Origin of the sequence: Streptomyces sp. NPDC089915, assembly GCF_040684675.1 — a bacterium.
GTDB lineage: Bacteria > Actinomycetota > Actinomycetes > Streptomycetales > Streptomycetaceae > Streptomyces.
Genome location: NZ_JBFBGN010000087.1, coordinates 11,117 through 30,850, shown reverse-complemented (window position 1 = coordinate 30,850; position 19,734 = coordinate 11,117). Strand labels below are relative to the sequence as shown.

The window sequence follows — 19,734 nt, the reverse complement described above, 5'->3', positions numbered from 1 at the left end:
CAGGGCGGCCCCCGGGGCGGGGGTCGGCGCCGGGGTGGTGTGGGGGCGGGCGGTCACAGTTCGCCCAGGCGGCGGATGGCCGGGGCCACGCGTTGGACCCCGTGCCGGTAGGCGCCCCGGGCGGCCTCGCGCAGGCGGCCCCGTACCCACCGCCGGGCCGCAGACTCCCCGCGCGGGAGGGCACCCGGCAGCGGGGTGCCGCCGGGGGCGAGGTGCTGGCGGGCGAGGATGCCGGGGAGGTATCCGGGGGCGGTCCGCGCCGTGTAGTACGGGGCCACGGGCGCGAGCCGGTCCCGCGCGAGCAGCCGCGCGACCCGTTCCCGGGCGGGGGCGTAGGGGTCGGCGGACGCCGGCTGCCCGTCGGCGGCGTGGGCCCGTACCGCGCCGGCGGCGCCGGCCGGGACGGGGGTGCCGGCCGGGACAGCGGTGCCGGACGGAACAGGGGTACCGGACGGGACCGGGGCGCCGGACGGGGCGGGGGCGCCGGACGGGACCGGGGCGCCGGGCGGGACCGGGGCGCCGGACGGGACCGGGGCGGGCGTCGGCGGTGGGGTGGGGCGGGCGCCCGGGACGCCGTGGGCCGCCAGCCAGGCCGGGTCGCCCTGGGGCAGCAGGCCGGTGTCCAGCTGGTCCCAGGAGGCGAGGCAGCCCGAGCCGAGGAAGTGCTGGTTCCCGAGGGACTCGCGGACGCCGAGGTCGGTCAGGACGGCCGTCGGGATGCCCCGGTGCAGGGACTCCAGGGCGGCCGTGGAGGAGACCGTGACCAGCAGGTCGGCGGTGTCCAGGACCTCGCCCATGTGGCCGTAGACCAGCCGGCAGTTGGGCGGCAGGCCGCCGGGGAGGCGTTCGGCCAGCCGCTGGTAGGGGTGTTCCTCCAGGTGGGTGGTGTGCTCCCCGGGCCGGCTGCGGAGTTTGACGAGGACCTCCCGGTCCGGGTGCAGCCGCGCGTGCCCGGCGGCCCGGCCCAGCAGGTAGCTCCGGTCGGCGCGGCCCTCGGGTACGGAGGGCTGCACCGCGAAGACCACCCGGTGGGCGCGGTTCCCGGCGGGCTCGTACGGGGCCCCGGCCAGGAAGGGCAGGGCGGTCTCGGTGACGGCGTCCGGGTCGGCGCCCACGCCCTCGTAGACGGCGCGGAAGCGCGCGGCGTCGTGGCGGGAGTTGGCGAGGACCAGGTCGGCGCCGTGCCGCAGCAACAGCCCGTCGGCGAGCTTCTCGTAGACCACCCCCACGTACCCGGTGACGAACACGGGCCGCCGGGCGGGCTCGGGCCACAGGGCGCGGGCCCCGTGCAGGACGGCCTGGACGGCGCCGCCGACGAGGGCGAGGACGACCACGTCGTAGCGTTCGCGGCCGAGCTCCGCGAGGAACTCCGCGCAGGTCACCTCCACCGGCGCGGCGTCCGCCCCCACCCCCGCCTCGCCGAGCTGGCGGGCGGTGGGGGTGGCGCGGCCGCGCAGGAGGTATCCGGTGATCCGGTGGCCCGTGGAGCCGTCGGAGGGGGCGAGGCGGCGGGCCGTCAGGGCGCCCCATTTCCAGCGTGTGTCGGAATCGGCGAGTACGGCGATCCGTCGATCGGACCGGCTTCTGCTGAGTGGCACTGGCACCCGGCAGAAGCTATTCCGCATTTCCGGTGGTCGGCCCAACGAGCGCACAACGGCGGGTTAACAACCCGTCGACGAAATGCGAAAGCGCCCGGGTTAACGCGACCGCCCCGCGTCGTTCACATGGAATACGCATCGGGGCCACGGCGAATACCGGGCCGCGCCCCTAAGGTCTCGCGGGTGCTCAAGCTCTCTGTGGTCGTGCCGTTCTACAACGTGCAGACATACGCGCCTGATGCCCTGCGGAGCCTCGAACTGAACGCCCGTGAGGATTTCGAGTTCCTGCTCGTCGACGACCGTTCCTCGGACGGGACGCCCGGGCTGCTGGAGCGCGCCGCCGCGGCCCTGCCGGGGGCGGTGCTGCTGAGACGGGAGCGCAACGGGGGGCTGGCGACCGCCCGCAACACCGGGCTGGACGCGGCGCGCGGGCGCTATATCGCCTTCCTGGACGGCGACGACTGGCTGGCGCCCGGCCACCTGGCCCGCACGCTGGCCGTCATCGAGGCCCTGAACTGCGATTTCGTCCGGACCGACCATGTGCAGGTGACGGGCCGGGAGCGGGTCGTGCAGCGGGTGCCGTACGGGCCGGAGTCGGTGGTGGCCGATCCACGCGCCGGGATCCTGCCCGCCTCGCGCGCCACCGCGGTGGACTATCCGTACGCCTGGGCCGGGATGTACCACCGGCGGCTGCTGGACCGGGGGCTGCTGCACTTCACCGACGGGCTGCGGACGGCGGAGGACCGGCCGTGGATCTGGCGGCTGCACCGGGAGGCGGAGTCGTTCGCGGCGGTCGGCCTGCCGGGGGTCTTCTACCGGCGGGGCATTTCCACCTCGTTGACGCAGATCGGTGACGAGCGCCAGCTCGATTTCATCCGGGCATTCGACCAGGTCCTCGCGGACACGGCGGCCGACCGGGAATCCGAACTCCTGATCCCCAAAGCCGTCCGAACGTATTGCGCAATTATCGCGCACCATATCGGCTCGATCGAAAGGTTCGAACCGGCCGTGGCGAAAAAACTCCGGTCGATGAGCGCGGAAGCGCTCGGCCGCATGCCCCGCGCGGCGCTGGACCGGGCCCTGGACTCGATGGACGCCGAACGCTCCGCCCTGCTGCGCAGGCTGCGCCGCCGGACCCCGGCCGCCTCCGCCTCCGGGGCCGTGGCGTGAACGTGACGCAGATCTTCCTCGCCTCCACCCTCTACGGCGCGGCCACCCTCGCCGCCGCCCTCGACGCGGGCTGTCTCCCGCCGGCCGGCCGGCGGATCCTGCTGACCAGCAACCACTCCCCCGCCCCCGAGGCCACCCCGGGACTCGACGCCATGCCCGGCTTCGCCGCGCTGCGCACCCGCTTCGACGAGGTGCTCGACTGGAACGCGGTCGTCGCCCCGCAGCACCCCAGCACCTGGGCCCCGCGCCCGGAGGACGTCCCGCTGTGGGAGCGGCAGCTGCGGCGGTCGTGGGGGCTGGGCCGGGACCGGGTCGAGCTGGTCGTGGAGTCCCTCCAGGTGCCGCCCGCGCAGAGCCTGTGCCGGCTCTTCCCGGGGGCGGCGATCGACGTCTACGCCGACGGGCTCATGTCGTACGGGCCCACCCGCTTCCGGCTCGACCCGCAGATCGGGATGCGGGTGCGGCGGGTGCTGCACCTGGACCTCGTCCCGGGGCTGGAGCCTCTGCTGCTGACCGAGTTCGGGGTGCGGGCCGAGCTGGTCCCGGCGCCGGCCGCCCTGAAGGTCTTCGCCGAGCTCGCCGACCTGGCGGAGCCGCCCGGGCTCCTCCCCGGGGCCGGGGAGGAGCCCCCCGCCCTGCTGCTCGGGCAGTACCTGTCCGCGCTGGAGCTGATGTCCGCCGACGAGGAGGAGGAGCTGCACGCGGCGATGGTGCGCGGGGCCTGCGAGTGGGGACACCGGGACCTGGTCTTCAAACCGCACCCGAGCGCCCCGGCCGCGTACTGGCGGCGGGCCGAGGCGGAGGCCGCCCGGCTCGGGGCCCGGCTGACGGTGCTGGACGCCCCGGTGCTGGCCGAGACCCTCTACCAGCGGCTGCGCCCGGCGCTGGTGGTGGGCTGCTTCTCGACCGGGCTGCTCACCGCCCGGGCGCTGTACGGGATCCCGGTGGCGCGGACCGGCACCGGGGCGGTGCTGGAGCGGCTGGCCCCGTACCAGAACAGCAACCGGATCCCGCTGACGCTGGTGGACGCGCTGGTCCCGGACCTGGACGGGCCGCCGCAGGACCCGCCCGCCGATCTGCCGGGGCTGGTGGCGGCGGTGGGCTTCACCATGCAGCCCCGGATCCTGCCGGAGCGCCGCCCGGGGGCCGAGGCGTACCTGGCCCGGCACCTGGACCCGTACACCCGGCGCTACTTCGGCCGGCGCCGGCTGACCGCGCTGGGGCTGCCGGGCGGGATCCCGCGCCGGCTGGCGTTCCTGCCGCGCAGCCGCGCGGTCCGGCGGGCGGCACACCGGCTCCGCCGCCGGCTGGGCCGGCTGTCCGCCGGCCTCTGACCCCGGCCCGGCGGGCGCGGGCAGCGGGCCGGCGGGCGGGCGCGGGCAGCGGGCCGGGCGCGGCCGCCGGGCGGGCCCGGGCGGGGGCGTCAGCTGGTGGCGAGCTTGGCGGCGAAGCCGAGGAAGATCACGCCCGCCGCCGAGGTCGCCCCGGCCGACAGCCGCTTGCGGCGCCGGAAGGCGGCGGACAGGCGGGTGCCGGTGAATATCAGGGTGGACAGGTAGACCAGGCTGACCAGCTGGGAGACGGTCCCGAGCAGCAGGAACGACAGCGCCGGGTGGGCGTACCCGGGGTCGACGAACTGCACGAAGAACGACAGCAGGAACAGGATGGCCTTCGGGTTGAGCAGGCTGACCAGCAGCGCCCTGCGGTACGGCCGCTCGGCCGCGCCCGCCGGTTCGGCGTCGCCCGCCTCCGGCTCCGCGTCCCGCGCCGCACGCGCCCGCCACATGGCCCACGCGGCCCGCAGCATGCCGACGGCCAGCCAGCCCAGGTAGCCGGCACCGAGCACCTTGACCACGCCGAAGAGCACCGGGCTCGCCTTGAGCAGCGCCCCCGCCCCGACGGCCGTGAGCACCATCAGCACCGTGTCCCCGGTGAACACGCCGAAGGCGGCCCGGTAGCCCTGCTTCACCCCGCGCCGCGAGGCGACGGACAGGACGTAGAGGGAGTTCGGCCCCGGCAGCAGGACGATCAGCACCACCGCGGCGAGATAAGTAGGAAGATCTGTCACACCCAGCATGGGCAGGAGTGTCCCACAGGTACGCACCTGTCACGCCAGCGGGTTTCACCCACCGAGACCGGCCGGCTCGTACGTCCCCCACACCTCCCGCAGCACCCCGCACACCTCCCCCACGGTGGCCCGCGCCCGCAGCGCCTCCTTCATCGGGTACAGCACGTTCTCCTCCGTCCCGGCCGCCGCCTCCCGCAGCTCGTCCAGCGTGACCCGCACCGCCTCCGCGTCCCGCCCGGCCCGCATCCGGGCCAGTGCCTCGCACTGGCGGGCCTCCACCGCCGGGTCGACGCGCAGCGGCTCGTACGGCTCCTCCCGCTCCAGCCCGAACCGGTTGACCCCGACCACCACCCGCGCCCCGGCCTCCTGCTCCCGCGCGATCCGGTAGGCGTTGGCCTCGATCTCCCCCTTCTGGAACCCGGCCTCGATCGCCGCGACCGCCCCGCCGAGCTCCTCGACCCGCCGCATCAGGGCGAGGACCGCCTCCTCCAGCTCGTCCGTCATCCGCTCCACCGCGTAGGACCCGGCGAAGGGGTCGGCGGTGTGCGGCACGTCCGTCTCGTACGCCAGCACCTGCTGGGTGCGCAGCGCGAGCCGGGCCGCCTTCTCGGTGGGCAGCGCGATGGCCTCGTCGAAGGAGTTGGTGTGCAGCGACTGCGTCCCGCCGAGGACCGCCGCCAGCGCCTGCACCCCCACCCGTACGAGGTTCAGCTCGGGCTGCTGCGCCGTCAGCTGGACCCCTGCGGTCTGGGTGTGGAAGCGCAGCATCATCGACCTGGGGTCCTTGGCCCCGAACTCCTCGCGCATGAGCCGGGCCCAGATCCGCCGGGCCGCCCGGAACTTGGCCACCTCCTCCAGGAGGGTGGTGCGGGCGACGAAGAAGAAGGACAGCCGGGGGGCGAACTCGTCGACGGCCATCCCGGCGGCGATCGCGGTGCGGACGTAGGCGAGGGCGTCGGCGAGGGTGAAGGCGATCTCCTGCACGGGCGAGGCCCCCGCCTCGGCCATGTGGTAGCCGGAGACCGAGATGGTGTTCCACCTGGGCAGCTCGGCGCGGCAGTAGCGGAAGGTGTCGGCGGTCAGCCGCAGGGAGGGGCCGGGCGGGAAGACGTACGTCCCGCGGGCGATGTACTCCTTCAGGACGTCGTTCTGGATCGTGCCCGTCAGCCGCCCGCCGGCGATCCCCCGCTCCTCGGCGACCAGCTGGTACATCAGGAGCAGCAGGGCGGCCGGGGCGTTGATGGTCATCGAGGTGGAGACCCGGTCGAGGGGGATGCCCTCGAAGAGCGCCCGCACGTCCTCGACGGAGTCGACGGCGACGCCGACCTTGCCGACCTCGCCGGCGGCGAGGGGGGCGTCGGAGTCGTGGCCCATCTGCGTGGGCAGGTCGAAGGCCACGGACAGCCCGGTGCCCCCGCCCTCGATGAGCCGCCGGTAGCGGGCGTTGGACTCGGCGGCGGTACCGAAGCCCGCGTACTGGCGCATGGTCCAGGGACGGGCGGTGTACATGGCGGGATGGATGCCGCGGGTGTACGGGTACTCCCCCGGCACCCCGAGCCGTCCCCCCGGGTCCCAGCCGGCCAGGTCACCCGGCCCGTAGACCGGCTCGATGGGGATCCCGCTCTCGGTGCGTGCCGTGGGACGGACCATGCCGCGAACCTCCGTGTCCGTGGAGCCGACCGGCCGGGGGGCTGGTACAACCGTGCCCGCGACGACCGCTGGTCACAATGGCGCAACACCGGGGGTTCGTCCGCAACTGTCCACGCCCGCGAGGCATCACCTAGATACACGACGTTGAATTCGGGGGAACCGCGATGCACCGACAGAGAGCCATCATCCGTACGCTCGGCCTCGCCGCCGCCGTCGCGTTCGCCGCGACCGCCTGTGGTCCGCAGCAGCCGGGGGCCGCGCCGGCGGCGCCCTCGCTGCCCGTCGGGTCCCCCTCGGCCTCCGCCTCCGGGCAGGACGACAAGCCGGGGGCATCCTCGCCCGCGCCGTCGCCCTCGGAGTCGGCCTCCGCGTCCTCCTCCCCCTCGGCACCGGCCTCGCCGTCGGAGTCCGCCGCGCCCGCCGTGAAGCCGGTCATGGCCAACGGTGACGAGAACGACCGGGTCCGCGAGCTGCAGGCCCGGCTGCGCCAGCTGAAGCTGATGACGTCGGCGCCCACCGGGTTCTACGGCTCGAAGACCACGGCCGCCGTGAAGACCTTCCAGTCGCAGCACGGGCTCGGTGCGACCGGCGCGGTGGACGAGGCCACCTGGCGGAAGATCCAGGAGCTGAGCCGCAAGCCCACGGACGAGGAGCTGACCCCGCCGACCACCAACGAGGTGGCCGCCCCGGACCCGCGCTGCCTGCAGGGCCGGGTCCTGTGCATCAGCAAGGAGAGCCGCACCCTCGCCTGGATGATCGACGGCAAGGTGGTCTCGTCCATGGACGTGCGCTTCGGCTCGGAGAACACGCCGACCCGCGAGGGCCTGTTCCAGGTGGAGTGGAAGGCGAAGGACTGGACGTCGACGATCTACCACACGCCGATGCCGTACTCGATGTTCTTCAGTCAGGGCCAGGCGGTGCACTACTCGGCCGACTTCGCGGCCCGGGGCTACGCCGGTGCCTCGCACGGCTGCGTGAACGTCCGGGACAAGGCCAAGCTGTCGGCGCTGTTCGACCAGGTGAAGGTCGGCGACAAGGTCGTCGTCTACTGGTGACCGTGATTCGGTCGGCCGACCGGCCGGGGGTGTGGAGGAGTGAGGGCGCGGGCAGGGCCGGGGGAACGTGCCCCGCCCGCGCCGGGTGCGCAGAGCCCAGGGGTACGGGGGGAACCCCGGCTCTCGCGCCGCCGATGACCAGTCGGCTCGTTCTGTACTGCGCCGCCGGTTCGAAAAGTGTTACTGCCGTTCGTACGGGCCTCCGCCGAACCGTTTCAGCAGCGCGTTCGCGGCGTGTTCGCCGCGCGTTCGCGGCGCCCGTCAGTGCATGCGGAAGCCGAGCGGGCCGCTCGGGTTGAGCGTCGGCGCGGGGACGACGGCGCTGCCCTGGTCGGCCGTGCCGCCCTGCGGGACGCCCGAGCGGGGCGCCTCCAGCAGGGTCGCGCAGAAGCGCGAGATCTTCGCGAGGCCGCCGGCGATCCGGACGAGGTCCTGCTTGCGGTCGGCGCCGAGCTTGTTCGCGGCGTGGTCGCGGCACAGGTCCTCGGGGCGGTTCTTGCCCTGCCCGTCGCGGTCCTTGTCGTTGCCGCCGCCGTTGCCGCCGTCGCCGCCCCGGTCGTTCTTGTCGGTGAAGGTGTTGCGGGTGCCGTCCGTGCCCGCCGCGCCGCCGCCCCCCGTGGCCGGGGTCGTCGCCGCGCCGGGCGGCAGCGAGAGGCTCGGGGCCGTGTCCAGAGGCGTACGCGGCAGCCCGCTCGGCGGCAGCGTGAAGCCCGGGGGGAGCGAGGCGAGGCCGCCGCCGCCCTCCGGGGTGGGCCGCAGCTGCGGTACGGGGGTGGGGCCGGCCGTCTCCCCGGCCGGGGCCGGGTCGGAGTCGGCGCTGACCGAGACGGCCGGCGCGGGGCCCGCGGAGAGGTGTACGGCCCGGTCCAGCAGGCCGGTCCCGGCGACGGCGGCGATCCCGCCGACCGCGACCCCGGCCAGCGCGGCCGCCAGCCCGAAGCGGGCGGGCGTGCCGTGGCGGCGCTGCGCGGGGATCCGTACGACGGGTATGGGGGCGAGGTCGACGAGGGGCTCGTCGACCGCTCCGGGGGCGGCTGCCGCCGCCGTCGCCGGGGACACCGCGGCCGGGGCCCGGTGGGCGTGCGCGGCGCGGAACGCGGCCAGCGCCGCGGCCTCGCCGGGCAGCTCCCCGCGGTCCGCGGTCTGCGGGACCAGGGCGTCGAGGGCGGCGCGCAGCCGGGCGGCCTCGGCGCGGGCGCGCGGGTCCTCGTCGGGTCCGACCGGGCCGGCGGCCCGTCCGCGCAGCAGCTCTTCCGCCGTGGCTCCGTCCAGCCACGCCTTGTGCTCGTCGGCCATCACATGTCCTTCTGCGTCCGCCAACGTGAATGCGTCACACCGGTTTGTTCGACGAGGTCCTTGGCCCGTGCCCGCTGCGCCGGTACGGCGTCGAGGTCCCGGTCCCGCGCCGGGTCCCCGGCATTATGGCCGACCCGCGCACGCGTCTCCGGATCGCCCGCGGGGCCGGATTCGGCGCCGAGGAGTTCGGCGAGTTTCTTCAGCCCCCGGTGCGCCGCCGTGCGGACCGCGCCGGGCCGTTTGCCCAGGGTCTCGGCCGCGCTCTTCGCGTCGAGTCCGACGACCACCCGCAGTACGACGGCCTCGGCCTGGTCCTGCGGGAGCTGGGCTATGAGCGCCATGGTGCGGCCCGTGGACAGGGCCTCCATGGCCTCGCCGTAGGTGTCGGAGTCCGCGGCCCGGCCGGTCAGCTCGGTCTCGTCACCGCCGACGGCGGGCCGGCGGCCGCGCATGCGGATGTGGTCGAGGGCCCGGTTGCGGGCGATCCGGGCCGCCCAGCCGCGGAAGCGGTCGGCGTCACCGGTGAAGGTGGCGAGGTCGCGGGCGATCTGCAGCCATGCCTCGGAGGTCACGTCCTCCGCGTCGCCGTCTCCGACGAGCGTGCGTACGTATCCGAGCAGGCGCGGGTGCACGGCGCGGTACACAGTCCGGAACGCGCTCTCGTCGCCGTCCTGTGCCGCGAGCACCGCGGCGGTCAGCTCCGCGTCGTCCCCCAGCAAAGTCCCCAACCCGTTCGACGTCCTGTACGTGTGGCGCAAATCCGCACGTTACGGCTTTCACGTACCTCGCGTCCACGCGTTGTACAACCAGCAACCAAGCCTGCGCGGAGCGAGGTGTGACAGAAAACGCACTCCGGACGCTGACACAGATACGGGCTTGTCGCACGAGCCCGTGACGGATGGCGACCGGGGCCTCTCCTGTGGGGGGTGGCGGCCTCGGTCGCCCTCCCCTCTCTTCGGCCGGTTCAATCCGGCCCGGGTGTCATCCTTTCGGCTCACTTCCGGGTGAAATCCCCCGATGCGTACGACACCCCCTCCCCGAGATCGCTAGCGTGGCGGTACACCCGCGCCGCGCCCCGAGGAGACCTCCGCTGTCCAGCCCCCTTCCGGCACAGGTCCGCGGCCCGGCCTCCTCCCCGGGTGCCGGGCTGGAGCGGTTCAACACCCTGCCGCCCGAGCAGGCCCGGACGGCGCTGCTGCACTGCTGCGGCAGCGGCCGCTGGGCCCAGCGGGTGGCCGACCACCGGCCCTACCCGGACACCGCCTCGCTGCTGGCGGCGGGCGACGAGGCCGCGTACGACATGTCCCAGGGCGACCTCACCGAGGCGCTGGCCCGGGAGTCCTCGGCGGAGCTGGGGCACGGGGCGCCCTACGCGGCGCTGGTGGCGCTGGACGCGGCCCGGGCGGAGTACGAGCGCACCTTCGGGCACGCCTTCGTGGTCTGCCTGGACGGGCACCCGCCGGAGGAGCAGATAAGCCAGCTGCTGGCCGCGATCCGGCGGAGGATGGGTCACGAGATCGACGAGGAGCGCTCGATCTCGGCCGACGAACTGCGGATGGTCGCCCGCTCCCGGCTGCAGTGCCTGCTCGGCCGGCTGGCGGGCGCGGAGTGCCCCCGGAGCGGCACGGACCCCGATGACGGCCGGTCAACGGCTGATTTCGGGCTATTTGCCCCTGTGGGATAGGCCGTCCGTGCCTGTTTGATCACACCAGTGGACCCCGCGCAAGGGAACCGACGAAGCGTCGCTACGATGTCCGGGGCCGGTGGACCGTACCCGGCCGGGCCCGACCGACAAAGAAGCCGGCTGGCCCCCGCCCCGCTTCCGGAGGGTTTTCCGTGCCGGCTGGAACGTTGTACCGCGGCCGGGAAGGAATGTGGTCCTGGGTGGCTCATCGAGTCACCGGCGTCCTCATTTTCTTCTTCCTGTTCGTACACGTCCTCGACACCGCACTCGTCCGCGTCTCCCCTGAGGCGTACGACGATGTCGTGGCTACCTACAAGACTCCGATCGTCGCGCTGCTGGAGTACGGCCTCGTCGCCGCAATCCTGTTCCACGCGCTCAACGGTCTCCGTGTCATCGCCGTGGACTTCTGGTCCAAGGGCCCCCGCTACCAGAAGCAGATGCTCTGGAGCGTCGTGGGCATCTGGATCGTGCTGATGGTCGGGGCCCTGTACCCCGTCCTCGGCCACGCCTACCGCGTTCTGTTCGGGGAGTGACACGCATGTCTTCTGACACTTCTTCCGCCCAGGCGATCGGCGACGTAGAGGGCGTGTCCCTCTACGACGCCGACAACCCGGCGCCCTACATCGAGGCCCCGCGCAAGCGCACCGGCAAGACGCCGCGCTCGACCCGCGGCAACTTCGAGATGGCCGCGTGGCTCTTCATGCGCCTCTCGGGCATCGTGCTGGTCGTCCTGGTCATCGGCCACCTGCTGATCCAGCTGGTGCTGGACGGCGGCGTCTCCAAGGTCGGCTTCGCCTTCGTGGCCGGCCGCTGGGCTTCCCCGTTCTGGCAGGTCTGGGACCTGCTGATGCTGTGGCTGGCCATGCTGCACGGCGCCAATGGTCTGCGTACCGTCATCAACGACTACGCGGAGCGCGCCAACACGCGGCTGTGGCTGAAGGGCCTGCTCTACACCGCCACCGTGTTCACCATCCTTCTGGGCACGCTGGTGATCTTCACCTTCGACCCGAACATCCGCTAGGCAACGGGGCTGAGGCGAAACAGATGAAGATCCACAAGTACGACACCGTCATCGTCGGCGCCGGTGGCGCGGGCATGCGCGCCGCCATCGAGTCGACGAAGCGCAGCCGCACCGCCGTGCTGACGAAGCTCTACCCCACCCGCTCCCACACGGGCGCCGCGCAGGGCGGCATGGCCGCCGCGCTGGCCAACGTGGAGGACGACAACTGGGAGTGGCACACCTTCGACACGGTCAAGGGCGGTGACTACCTGGTCGACCAGGACGCCGCCGAGATCCTGGCGAAGGAGGCCATCGACGCGGTCCTCGACCTCGAGAAGATGGGCCTGCCGTTCAACCGCACCCCGGACGGCACCATCGACCAGCGCCGCTTCGGCGGTCACTCCCGCAACCACGGCGAGGCCCCGGTCCGCCGGTCCTGCTACGCCGCGGACCGCACCGGCCACATGATCCTCCAGACGCTGTACCAGAACTGCGTCAAGGAGGGCGTGGAGTTCTTCAACGAGTTCTACGTCCTGGACCAGCTCCTGGTCGAGGAGGACGGCGTCAAGAAGTCCGCGGGTGTGGTCGCGTACGAGCTCGCCACCGGCGAGATCCACGTGTTCCAGGCCAAGGCGGTCATCTACGCCTCCGGCGGCACCGGCAAGTTCTTCAAGGTGACCTCCAACGCGCACACCCTGACGGGTGACGGCCAGGCGGCCTGCTACCGCCGCGGCCTGCCGCTGGAGGACATGGAGTTCTTCCAGTTCCACCCGACGGGCATCTGGCGCATGGGCATCCTGCTGACGGAGGGCGCCCGCGGTGAGGGCGGCATCCTCCGCAACAAGGACGGCGAGCGCTTCATGGAGAAGTACGCGCCGGTCATGAAGGACCTCGCGTCCCGTGACGTCGTCTCGCGCTCCATCTACACCGAGATCCGCGAGGGCCGCGGCTGCGGTCCGGCCGGCGACCACGTGTACCTGGACCTGACGCACCTCCCGCCGGAGCAGCTCGACGCGAAGCTCCCGGACATCACGGAGTTCGCGCGCACCTACCTCGGTATCGAGCCGTACACGGACCCGATCCCGATCCAGCCCACCGCGCACTACGCCATGGGCGGCATCCCGACCAACGTCGAGGGTGAGGTCCTGTCGGACAACACCACCGTCGTCCCGGGCCTGTACGCGGCCGGCGAGGTCGCGTGCGTGTCGGTGCACGGCGCCAACCGCCTGGGCACCAACTCGCTGCTGGACATCAACGTCTTCGGCAAGCGCTCCGGCATCGCCGCGGCCAAGTACTCGCAGGAGAACGACTACGTCGAGCTCCCCGAGAACCCGGCGCAGCAGGTCGTCGACCTGGTCGAGCGGCTGCGCAACTCCACGGGCCAGGAGCGGGTCGCCGACCTGCGCCTGGAGCTCCAGGAGACGATGGACGCGTGCGTGATGGTGTTCCGTACGGAGCAGACCATCAAGACCGCGGTCGAGAAGATCGCGGAGCTGCGCGAGCGCTACAAGAACGTGTCCGTCCAGGACAAGGGCAAGCGCTTCAACACGGACCTGCTGGAGGCCATCGAGCTGGGCAACCTGCTCGACCTGGCCGAGGTCATGGCCGTGTCCGCCCTCGCGCGCAAGGAGTCCCGCGGCGGTCACTACCGCGAGGACTACCCGAACCGCGACGACGTCAACTTCATGCGCCACACCATGGCGTACCGCGAGGTCGGCGCCGACGGCAAGGACTCCGTCCGCCTGGACTACAAGCCCGTCGTCGTCACCCGCTACCAGCCGATGGAGCGTAAGTACTGATGGCCACCCCCACCCTGGACAAGGTCGAGGCCGAGGCCGCGGCCTCGCACAACATCACGGTCACCTTCCGGATCCGCCGCTACAACCCCGAGGTCTCGGCCGAGGCGGAGTGGCAGGACTTCCAGATCGAGATCGACCCGAAGGAGCGCGTGCTCGACGGTCTCCACAAGATCAAGTGGGACCTCGACGGCACGCTGACCTTCCGCCGGTCGTGCGCGCACGGCATCTGCGGCTCCGACGCGATGCGGATCAACGGCAAGAACAGGCTCGCCTGCAAGACGCTGATCAAGGACATCAACCCGGAGAAGCCCATCACGGTCGAGGCCATCAAGGGCCTCACGGTGATGAAGGACCTCGTGGTCGACATGGAGCCCTTCTTCCAGGCGTACCGGGACGTCATGCCGTTCCTGGTCACCAAGGGCAACGAGCCGACGCGCGAGCGCCTGCAGTCCGCCGAGGACCGCGAGCGCTTCGACGACACCACCAAGTGCATCCTGTGCGCCGCGTGCACGTCCTCGTGCCCGGTGTTCTGGAACGACGGCCAGTACTTCGGCCCGGCGGCGATCGTCAACGCCCACCGCTTCATCTTCGACTCGCGTGACGAGGCCGGCGAGCAGCGGCTGGAGATCCTGAACGACAAGGACGGCGTGTGGCGCTGCCGCACGACCTTCAACTGCACCGACGCGTGCCCCCGTGGCATCGAGGTCACGAAGGCGATCCAGGAAGTGAAGCGTGCGCTGATCACGCGCCGCTTCTGATTCCGCCCGTCCGCGCCCGAGGCCCGTACCCCTTCCCGGGGTGCGGGCCTCGGGCGTTGCCGGGGTGTCACCCCCTCGGACCGCTCGGGCGCGCCGGGGCGGGGGCGCGGGGCTAGCCTCCGAGGGAAGCGCTCCGAGCCGCTGGAGGCAGCCATGCGCCGTCGTTCCGTGAAGTCCGCGCCGCCGCTGCTGACCCTGGTCCTCGGGGCCTCGCTGCTGTCCGGCTGCGGGGGTCCCGCGGCCGCGGGCGATGAGCCGGGCTGTCCGGCCGGGCAGGTCTCCCGGGGCGGCGCCTGTCTGCCGGGGGACACGGCCGGCTTCGCCGATCGGCAGGTGCGCGAGTCGCTGGCGAAGTACAAGCTGACCGCCTCCATGGCCGAGGTGTGGAGCGGCGGCGAGCGGGTCGCCTCCGTCGCGGCCGGGGAGACGATGACCGGGATCCCCGCCACCCCGGACATGCGCTTCCGCAACGGCGCCGTCGCGATCCCCTACCTGACGACCGTCCTGCTCAAGCTGGTCGACGAGGGGAAGGTCTCGCTGGACGACAGCGTCTCCCGCTGGCGCCCCGACCTGCCGCACGCGGACGCGATCACGCTGCGGATGCTGGCCTCCACCACCTCCGGCTACGCCGACTACGTCCGGGACCCGAAGTTCATCGCCGCCCTGTACGAGAACCCGTTCCGGCAGTGGACTCCGCAGGAGCTGGTGAAGATGTCCGTGGACCGGCCCCTGGTGCGCGCGCCCGGGTCGGGCTTCGCGTACTCGCACGCCAACTGGCAGATCCTGGGCGACGTCATCGCCCGGGTGCGGGACAGGCCGCTGGCCGAGGTGATGCGCGAGGAGATCATCAAGCCGCTGGGGCTGACCGGGACCGCCAACCCGACCACCGCCGAGATCCCCGCGCCGGTGCTGCACGCCTTCGACAACGAGCGCAAGGTGTTCGAGGACTCCACGTACTGGGACCCGTCCTGGACGATCGCGCCGGGGGCGGTGATGTCGTCCACGCTGGCGGACGTGGCGAAGTCCTTCGCGGCGATCGGCGAGGGGAAGCTGCTGAGCCCGCGCTCGCACAAGGCGCAGCTCACGCCGGTGTCGACGGTCGAGCCGGGTACCTCGTACGCGCTGGGGCTGGTGGTGCGGGGCGACTGGATCCTGCAGAACCCCTCCTTCGCCGGGTACGCGGCGACCGTGGCCTATCTGCCGGCGAAGAAGCTGGCGATCGCGACGGTGGCCACGCAGGGCCGGGGCAGCACGGTCCAGAACGCGAGCACGGACGTCCTGGTCGCGCTCGCGAACCGGCTCGCCCCGGACCATCCGCTGACGCTGCGCCCGTCGCATTGAGCACGGCGGCCCGCCCTCCGGACGCGGTACGGACCAAGTCCGAAGCGGAGCCGGGTGAACCGGCCTGTGACGATCGCGGTCCGGGTGCCCGATAAGGTCGGACACCGTGACAGATCAGAAGGCTCCCAAGAGCGAGCAGACCCGCACGCTCATTCTCGAGACCGCGCTCCGGCTGTTCCAGGAACGCGGGTTCGACAAGACGACCATGCGGGCCATCGCCAAGGAGGCCGGGGTCTCGGTCGGCAACGCCTACTACTACTTCGAGTCGAAGGAGCACCTGGTCCAGGGGTTCTACGACCGGATCGGCGCGGCCCACCAGGCGGCGGTCCGGCCGATCCTGGACCAGGAGGCCGATCTCCAGAAGCGGCTCGCCGGAGTGCTGACGAGCTGGCTGGACATCGCCGCGCCGTACCACGAGTTCGCCTCGCAGTTCTTCAAGAACGCGGCGGACCCGGAGAGTCCGCTGAGCCCCTTCTCCCCGGAATCGGAACCGGCGCGTCAGGCGGCCATCGACATCCACCGAGAGGTGCTCGCCGGGGCGAAGACCAAGGTCCCGGCCGAACTGGCCGACGTCCTGCCCGAGTTGATGTGGCTCTCGCAGATGGGGCTCGTCCTGTACTGGGTCTTCGACCGTTCGCCGGACAGTGAGAAGACGCGCCGGCTCGCCGAGCGGGGCGCGCAGCTGACCACGCGGGGCATCGTCCTGGCCCGGTTCCGGGTGCTGCGGCCGCTGGTGCGGGAGGTGCACGAGCTGTTCGCGGACTTCCTGCCGGGCATGGCCCAGACGGCGGTGTCGCGGGGCGGCGGGCGGGCGTCCGACCCGAGGCCCGAGGAGGGCTGAGCGGGCGGGGGCGGGCTCAGGAGCCGAGGACGAGGAGCGTCGCGACGGCCGGGCCGAAGGCGCCGCCGAGCTGGTAGCAGAGGGTGAACAGGCCGATGGCGCCGGGCCGGTGGGCCTCGTCGGGGGCGGCGGACACGGCGTGGGTCGACAGGACCCCGTTGGCGCCGGTGGCGGTGAACACGGCCACCCCGGTGGCGATCACCAGCAGCGCGCCGGAGGAGGCGAGGACCCCGGTGAGCGCGGCGGCGGCCCCGGCCGTGACGAGCACCGTGCGGACGGCCGCGCGGCCCATCCGCGCCGAGGCGGCGGCGAGCAGCCAGGACAGGGCGGACCCGGTGAGCAGCGCGACCAGCTGCCAGGCCCCGGCGGTGCCGGCGTCCCATCCGGCGCGGTCGGCGAGCAGTCGGGGCACCGAGAAGAGCAGGGTGAAGTAGGAGGCCGACAGGGCCAGCGCGAGCAGCGCGGAGACGACGAACACGGGCCGGCGCAGCAGCGCGACGGGCACGAACCCGTCGGGGCGGCGGCGTACGTGCAGGGCGAGCAGGACGGCGGCGGCGAGCGCGGCGCCCAGGGCGGCCAGGGGCTGGGTCGGCAGCAGCACGAGGGCGGTGGCGAGCCCCGTCAGCAGGGCGGCGCCCCGGGCGTCGAAGCGGCCCGCGGCGGCGGGGACCCCGCCTGCGGCGCGGCGCAGGACGACGGGTACCGCCAGCAGGGAGACGGCCTGGACGGCGAGCGCGACCCGCCAGGAGGCGGCGTCCGCGAGGGTCCGGCCGAGCAGGGGTCCGGCCGCGCCGAGCATGCCGAAGCCCGCGCTGATGACGCCCATCCGGCGGGCGGACCCGGCCAGGCTCATGGCAGCCGTCACCAGTCCGGCGCCGCCGGCGGCCTGGGCGCAGCGGCCCAGCAGGGTGAGCGGGAGCCAGGGGGAAACGGCGACGAGCACGGTCCCGCCCAGGACGAGGGCGGTGGCCAGCCGGAGTACGGCGGCCAGGCCGCGGCGGCGCAGGATCGCGGCGATCAGCGGGGTGCCGACGGCCATGGCCCAGCCGAAGGCGGTGAGCAGCCAGGCGGCGGTGGCGGCGGGCACCCCGAGGGAGCGGGCCATGTCGGGGAGGATCAGCACCGGCGCGTTGGCGCCGGCGGCGATGGGCGTGGCCAGCAGGGCGAGCCAGAGCACGGGGACGGGGCCCGGTGCGGCGCTGGCGACACCCCTGTCGGTGCGGCTCCCGGTGGTGGCGGTGACCGTCATGGATGACCCACTCCCCTTCACGTCTCAACCTTGACAATCTCAACGTTGAGATAAAAACAGGCAGACCCCTTCAACGTCAAGTGTCTTAACGTTGAGGTATTCTTGGGGCATGGAAGAGCCCCGCGAAGATCAGGCCGGAGAGCAGGACATGGTGGCCGCCGTCGTCGGCCTCTGGGAGAAGGAGCGCCCCGACCTCGCGGAGGCGCTGTGGCCCGTCGAGGTGCTGGCCCGGATCCAGCGCATGAACCGGACCATCGACAAGTACCTCAAGGCGTTCACCGCCGAACACGGCCTGGAGGTCGGGGAGTTCGACGTCCTGCTCAGCCTGCGCCGGTCAGGTCCGCCCTACGCGCTGACCGCCGGGGCGCTGCTGCCCGCGGCGATGGTGACCTCGGGCGCGATCACCAACCGGATCGACCGCCTGGAGGCCAAGGGCCTGGTCGAGCGGGTCCGCGACGGGGCCGACCGCCGGTCGGTGCGCATCCGCCTGACGGAGGAGGGCCACGCGCTGGCCGACTCCGTGATGGAGGGCCACCTGGCCCACTACGCGCGCCTGCTGGCCCCGCTGGACCGCGCGGAGTGCGAGACCCTGGCCACGGCCCTGCGCACCCTGCTGGTGGCCCACGGGGACACCATCGGTCCCGCTACAGCCAGTTGAGCTCCCACAGGCGCCACACGCCCGTGCCGTCGGAGAGGTACTGGAGGCCGGTGACGGACTCGCGGGACAGGACGTAGTCCTTCTTCTGCCAGATCGGGAGCAGCGGGATCTGCTGGGAGACCAGCCTCTGGAGCTCGCGGAAGTCGTTGGAGGCCTCGCCGCGGTCCTGGAAGGACTGGGTGCGGGCGATGAGGTCCTCGACGGCCTTGTCGGAGAAGCCGTTGTTCATACTGGAGTCCTTGCCGACCAGCGGGGCGAGGAAGTTGTCCGCGTCCGGGAAGTCGGCGATCCAGCCGATCGTGTAGGCGTCGAACTGGCCGGCCGCGTAGGCCTTCTGGAAGTCCTCCCACGCGTCGACCGGCTTGATCTGGAGCTGGAAGAGGCCGGTCGACTCCAGCTGCCGCTTGATCTCGTCGGCCTCGGCCAGGTTCGCCCCGCGGGTGTTGACCCCGAGGGTGACGGACACCGGTGTGGCGACGCCCGCGTCCGCGAGGAGCTTGCGGGCGGTCGCGCCGCTGGGCGAGGGGTAGGTGTCGAAGAACGGCGTGCTGTGCCCGGCGATGCCCGCCGGGACGAGGGAGTAAAGCGGGGTGACCGTGCCCCGGTACACGTCGCTCGCGATCTTCGACCGGTCCAGGGCGGCGGCGATGGCCTGGCGGACGGCCGGCTTCTGGACGGTGGAGCCGGGGCGGACGTTGAAGACCATGTGCCGGGCCTCGGTACCGCCCGAGGTCTGGTAACGGGTGTCCTTCAGACCGGGGTTGAGGGCCGCGAGCACCGCCGGTGGCATGTCGCGGTGCGCCACCTCGATCTGGTGGTCCTTCCAGGCCTGGTCCAGCTGGGCCGAGTCCTTGAAGTAGCGGACCGTCACCGCGGACCGGGCGGGCTTGGCCTGCCCCTTGTACGCCGGGTTGGGCTTGAGCTCGGCGCTCGTACGGGCCTTGTAGCCGGTCAGGGTGAACGGGCCCGAGCCGTCGGCCTTGCCGTCCTCGCGCAGCGCCTTGGCCGGGTACCGGTCCTTGTCCACGATGGAGGCGGCGCCCGTCGCGATCTTGAACGGGAAGGTGGCGTCGGGGGCGGAGAGGTTGAAGGTGACGCTGCGGCCCTCGGCCTTGACCGACGCCAGGGTGTTGAAGAGCGGGGCCGGACCCTGGTCGGAGTTGATCTGCTTGATCCGGTCGAAGGAGAACTTCACGTCGTCGGCGGTGACCTGGCGGCCGCCGGCGAAGGTCAGGTCGGGGCGCAGCTCGCACCGGTAGGTCGTCAGCTTCTGCCCGACGAACGCGCAGGAGGACGCCGCGTCCGGGACGGGGGTGTCGGAGCCGGGCTTGATGGTCAGCAGCGACTGGTAGACGTTGCTGTACAGGGCCCAGGAACCGGCGTCGTACGCCCCGGCCGGGTCCAGGGCGGAGACCGTGTCGGTGGTCCCCACCCGGATCGCGCCGTGCCCCTCTTCGCCGAGGGGCAGCAGCTTCCAGGCCGCCGCGCCGCCCGCGGCGGCGAGGATCAGCCCGACCGCGATCACCCTCGTGCGGACAGACCCCGTCCCCATCCCCATACCCCCGGC

18 protein-coding genes are annotated in these 19,734 nt (G+C 72.8%); 11 read left to right on the top strand and 7 right to left on the bottom strand.

From position 1 onward, the window contains the following. Positions 1-53: 53 nt before the first annotated feature. A complete protein-coding gene (locus AB0O29_RS23880) occupies positions 54-1,625 on the bottom strand; it encodes a DUF6716 putative glycosyltransferase (protein WP_365154465.1) in 1,572 nt (523 codons plus the stop codon). A 156-nt stretch (positions 1,626-1,781) separates the two neighbouring features. On the opposite strand from AB0O29_RS23880, the gene AB0O29_RS23875 reads away from it, so the two are divergent. Both AB0O29_RS23875 and AB0O29_RS23870 read left to right on the top strand, forming a co-directional pair. Beyond that, a complete protein-coding gene (locus tag AB0O29_RS23875; RefSeq protein WP_365154462.1) occupies positions 1,782-2,768 on the top strand; it encodes a glycosyltransferase family 2 protein in 987 nt (328 codons plus the stop codon). Continuing rightward, on the top strand, positions 2,765-4,102 hold the full coding sequence (locus AB0O29_RS23870) for a polysialyltransferase family glycosyltransferase (RefSeq protein ID WP_365154459.1): 1,338 nt from the start codon (positions 2,765-2,767) through the stop codon (positions 4,100-4,102). The genes AB0O29_RS23875 and AB0O29_RS23870 overlap by 4 nt, the downstream gene beginning before the upstream one ends. 89 nt (positions 4,103-4,191) lie before the next feature. Here the strand turns inward: AB0O29_RS23870 and leuE are convergent, their stop codons facing one another. After that, complete coding sequence (gene leuE, locus AB0O29_RS23865; RefSeq protein WP_365154458.1) at positions 4,192-4,845, bottom strand: leucine efflux protein LeuE; 654 nt, start codon at positions 4,843-4,845, stop codon at positions 4,192-4,194. A 45-nt stretch (positions 4,846-4,890) separates the two neighbouring features. Then, positions 4,891-6,486: a methylmalonyl-CoA mutase family protein gene (locus AB0O29_RS23860; protein ID WP_365154456.1), complete on the bottom strand. Its 1,596-nt coding sequence runs from the start codon at positions 6,484-6,486 to the stop codon at positions 4,891-4,893. 164 nt (positions 6,487-6,650) lie between these two features. Here AB0O29_RS23860 and AB0O29_RS23855 point away from each other — a divergent pair, with 164 nt between their 5' ends. After that, positions 6,651-7,541 (top strand): L,D-transpeptidase family protein, encoded by an 891-nt coding sequence (locus AB0O29_RS23855; protein WP_365154454.1) that lies wholly within the window; start codon positions 6,651-6,653, stop codon positions 7,539-7,541. A 261-nt stretch (positions 7,542-7,802) separates the two neighbouring features. On the opposite strand, the gene AB0O29_RS23850 is transcribed toward AB0O29_RS23855, so the two are convergent. After that, on the bottom strand, positions 7,803-8,837 hold the full coding sequence (locus AB0O29_RS23850) for a hypothetical protein (RefSeq protein ID WP_365154452.1): 1,035 nt from the start codon (positions 8,835-8,837) through the stop codon (positions 7,803-7,805). Then, a complete protein-coding gene (locus AB0O29_RS23845; protein ID WP_365154471.1) occupies positions 8,837-9,556 on the bottom strand; it encodes an RNA polymerase sigma factor in 720 nt (239 codons plus the stop codon). The genes AB0O29_RS23850 and AB0O29_RS23845 overlap by 1 nt, the downstream gene beginning before the upstream one ends. A 332-nt stretch (positions 9,557-9,888) precedes the next feature. Here AB0O29_RS23845 and AB0O29_RS23840 point away from each other — a divergent pair, with 332 nt between their 5' ends. The 7 genes from AB0O29_RS23840 to AB0O29_RS23810 all read left to right on the top strand — a co-directional run bounded on the left by AB0O29_RS23840 (position 9,889) and on the right by AB0O29_RS23810 (position 16,260). Further along, on the top strand, positions 9,889-10,521 hold the full coding sequence (locus AB0O29_RS23840; RefSeq protein WP_365154450.1) for a 2-oxo-4-hydroxy-4-carboxy-5-ureidoimidazoline decarboxylase: 633 nt from the start codon (positions 9,889-9,891) through the stop codon (positions 10,519-10,521). A 152-nt stretch (positions 10,522-10,673) separates the two neighbouring features. Then, entirely contained in the window at positions 10,674-11,054 is a 381-nt protein-coding gene (gene sdhC, locus AB0O29_RS23835; RefSeq protein WP_365154448.1) for a succinate dehydrogenase, cytochrome b556 subunit, read from the top strand. A gap of 5 nt (positions 11,055-11,059) precedes the next feature. Then, complete coding sequence (locus AB0O29_RS23830; protein WP_042810664.1) at positions 11,060-11,542, top strand: succinate dehydrogenase hydrophobic membrane anchor subunit; 483 nt, start codon at positions 11,060-11,062, stop codon at positions 11,540-11,542. A 23-nt stretch (positions 11,543-11,565) separates the two neighbouring features. Further along, positions 11,566-13,320 carry a succinate dehydrogenase flavoprotein subunit gene (gene sdhA / locus AB0O29_RS23825; RefSeq protein WP_365154446.1) on the top strand — a complete coding sequence of 585 codons (1,755 nt, stop codon included), beginning with the start codon at positions 11,566-11,568 and terminating at the stop codon, positions 13,318-13,320. After that, on the top strand, positions 13,320-14,078 hold the full coding sequence (locus AB0O29_RS23820; protein WP_365154444.1) for a succinate dehydrogenase iron-sulfur subunit: 759 nt from the start codon (positions 13,320-13,322) through the stop codon (positions 14,076-14,078). Before sdhA ends, AB0O29_RS23820 begins: the two co-directional genes overlap by 1 nt. A 153-nt stretch (positions 14,079-14,231) precedes the next feature. Beyond that, a complete protein-coding gene (locus AB0O29_RS23815; protein ID WP_365154442.1) occupies positions 14,232-15,419 on the top strand; it encodes a serine hydrolase domain-containing protein in 1,188 nt (395 codons plus the stop codon). 106 nt (positions 15,420-15,525) lie between these two features. After that, entirely contained in the window at positions 15,526-16,260 is a 735-nt protein-coding gene (locus tag AB0O29_RS23810) for a TetR family transcriptional regulator (protein WP_365154440.1), read from the top strand. 16 nt (positions 16,261-16,276) lie between these two features. Here AB0O29_RS23810 and AB0O29_RS23805 read toward each other — a convergent pair whose 3' ends face one another. Next, on the bottom strand, positions 16,277-17,509 hold the full coding sequence (locus AB0O29_RS23805) for an MFS transporter (RefSeq protein WP_365154438.1): 1,233 nt from the start codon (positions 17,507-17,509) through the stop codon (positions 16,277-16,279). Between the two features lie 109 nt (positions 17,510-17,618). On the opposite strand from AB0O29_RS23805, the gene AB0O29_RS23800 reads away from it, so the two are divergent. Beyond that, positions 17,619-18,167, top strand: a complete 549-nt coding sequence (locus AB0O29_RS23800; protein WP_365154436.1) for a MarR family transcriptional regulator — start codon at positions 17,619-17,621, stop codon at positions 18,165-18,167. Here the strand turns inward: AB0O29_RS23800 and AB0O29_RS23795 are convergent. Next, the gene (locus tag AB0O29_RS23795; RefSeq protein WP_365154434.1) at positions 18,154-19,719 is read right to left on the bottom strand and encodes an ABC transporter substrate-binding protein; all 1,566 of its coding nucleotides are present in this window, start codon (positions 19,717-19,719) and stop codon (positions 18,154-18,156) included. The two genes, AB0O29_RS23800 and AB0O29_RS23795, sit on opposite strands and share 14 nt — an antisense overlap. Positions 19,720-19,734 lie beyond the last annotated feature (15 nt).

Excerpts from the sequence above, each read along its gene's own strand:
- AB0O29_RS23880 (WP_365154465.1), bottom strand. The coding sequence starts at position 1,625 with ATGCGGAATAGCTTCTGCCGGGTGCCAGTGCCACTCAGCAGAAGCCGG.
- leuE (WP_365154458.1), bottom strand. The coding sequence starts at position 4,845 with ATGCTGGGTGTGACAGATCTTCCTACTTATCTCGCCGCGGTGGTGCTG.
- AB0O29_RS23860 (WP_365154456.1), bottom strand. The coding sequence starts at position 6,486 with ATGGTCCGTCCCACGGCACGCACCGAGAGCGGGATCCCCATCGAGCCG.
- AB0O29_RS23855 (WP_365154454.1), top strand. The coding sequence starts at position 6,651 with ATGCACCGACAGAGAGCCATCATCCGTACGCTCGGCCTCGCCGCCGCC.
- AB0O29_RS23850 (WP_365154452.1), bottom strand. The coding sequence starts at position 8,837 with ATGGCCGACGAGCACAAGGCGTGGCTGGACGGAGCCACGGCGGAAGAG.
- AB0O29_RS23830 (WP_042810664.1), top strand. The coding sequence starts at position 11,060 with ATGTCTTCTGACACTTCTTCCGCCCAGGCGATCGGCGACGTAGAGGGC.
- sdhA (WP_365154446.1), top strand. The coding sequence starts at position 11,566 with ATGAAGATCCACAAGTACGACACCGTCATCGTCGGCGCCGGTGGCGCG.
- AB0O29_RS23820 (WP_365154444.1), top strand. The coding sequence starts at position 13,320 with ATGGCCACCCCCACCCTGGACAAGGTCGAGGCCGAGGCCGCGGCCTCG.
- AB0O29_RS23815 (WP_365154442.1), top strand. The coding sequence starts at position 14,232 with ATGCGCCGTCGTTCCGTGAAGTCCGCGCCGCCGCTGCTGACCCTGGTC.
- AB0O29_RS23805 (WP_365154438.1), bottom strand. The coding sequence starts at position 17,509 with ATGACGGTCACCGCCACCACCGGGAGCCGCACCGACAGGGGTGTCGCC.
- AB0O29_RS23800 (WP_365154436.1), top strand. The coding sequence starts at position 17,619 with ATGGAAGAGCCCCGCGAAGATCAGGCCGGAGAGCAGGACATGGTGGCC.
- AB0O29_RS23795 (WP_365154434.1), bottom strand. The coding sequence starts at position 19,719 with ATGGGGACGGGGTCTGTCCGCACGAGGGTGATCGCGGTCGGGCTGATC.